This is a genomic window from Rhizobacter sp. P2_D12 (assembly GCF_056404395.1).
This window is the reverse complement of record NZ_JBFUEB010000291.1, coordinates 1-1398: the sequence shown is the minus strand read 5'-3', so window position 1 is coordinate 1398 and position 1398 is coordinate 1. Positions and strand designations below refer to the sequence as shown.

Sequence of the window (1398 nt, the reverse complement as noted above, 5' to 3'; positions counted from 1 at the left end):
CGACAGCGATGTCGACGCCGGCAGCAGCCTGGCCGTCACGCAGTTCAGCGTGGGCGGCACAACCTACCTGGCAGGCCAGACCGCCACGCTGGCAGGTGTCGGCACGCTGACGATGGCCGCCGACGGCAGCTACAGCTTCACGCCCGCGGCCAACTACAACGGTGCTGTGCCGGCCGCCACGTACACGGTCAGCGACGGCACCGCCACGTCGACCGCCACGCTGACGCTGTCGGTGACGCCGGTGAACGATGCGCCGGTGGCCGGCGACGACGTCGCGTCGACCGCGATCAACACGACGGTCACGATCGACGTGCTGGCCAACGACCACGACGTCGACGGCGACGCGCTGACCGTCAGCAACCCGGTGCTGGCCGATCCCACCCGGGGCACGGTCTCGGTCGATGCGACGGGACACCTCGTGTTCATGCCTGCGACGAATATCAGCGGGCCGGTGCAGATCCAGTACACCGTCACTGATCCGAGCGGCGCGAGCGCGACGGCGAGCGTCACGGTCAACGTGGGCAACAACACACCGCCGACCGGCGCCGATGCGAGCGTGACGCTGGCGGAAGACGGCAGCCACGTGGTGCAGTCGGCAGACTTCGGTTTCGCAGACACGGATGCCGGGCAGACCTTGATCAGCGTACGGATCGATGGACCGCCGGCGGCCGGGGCCTTGCTGCTGAACGGCGTCGCGGTCACGGCAGGCCAGGTCGTCTCCGTGGCGGAGATCAACGCGGGCCACCTGGTCTACGTGCCGGCCGCGAACGGCAACGGCGCTCCGTATGCGTCGATCGGCTTCAGCGTGCAGGACAGCGCCGGCGCGTTCGACGCGGCGCCGAACACCTTGACCTTGAATGTCACGCCGGTGAACGATGCGCCGGTGGCTGCGCCCGACACGGCCAACGCCGTGGAAGACGTGGTGCTCAACGTCAACGCGGCCTCCGGCGTGCTTGCGAACGACACGGACGTCGATGCGGGCGACAGCAAGAACGTGTCCTCCGTGAGCTTCGGCGGCGCGACGGTGGCCGCGGGAACGGCCATCGCCGGCACGTTCGGGACCCTGACGCTGAACGCGGACGGCAGCTACTCGTACCTGGCCGACAAGGCGGCTTCGCAGGCACTGGCCCAGGGCGCGACGGCCACCGAGGTGTTCAGCTACACGGTGCATGACGCAGCGGGCGCCACGGCGACGGCGACACTCAGCATCACGATCACGGGCACGAACGATGCGGCCGTGATTGCGCCGGCGGCTGTCTCGCTGACCGAGACCAATGCGGTCCTGAGCACCGGAGGTACGCTGGCCATCTCGGACGTCGACAGTGCGGCGACCTTTGTCGCCCAGACCAACGTCGCTGGCTCCAATGGCTACGGCACCTTCACGGTTGGCGCCAACGG

At 69.0% G+C, this 1398-nt stretch carries 1 protein-coding gene; it reads left to right on the top strand.

Annotated features, from left to right (window positions below):
- On the top strand, positions 1-1398 hold a 1398-nt coding region (locus tag AC1DYN_RS32515), incomplete at both ends, for a cadherin-like domain-containing protein (RefSeq protein ID WP_477966925.1).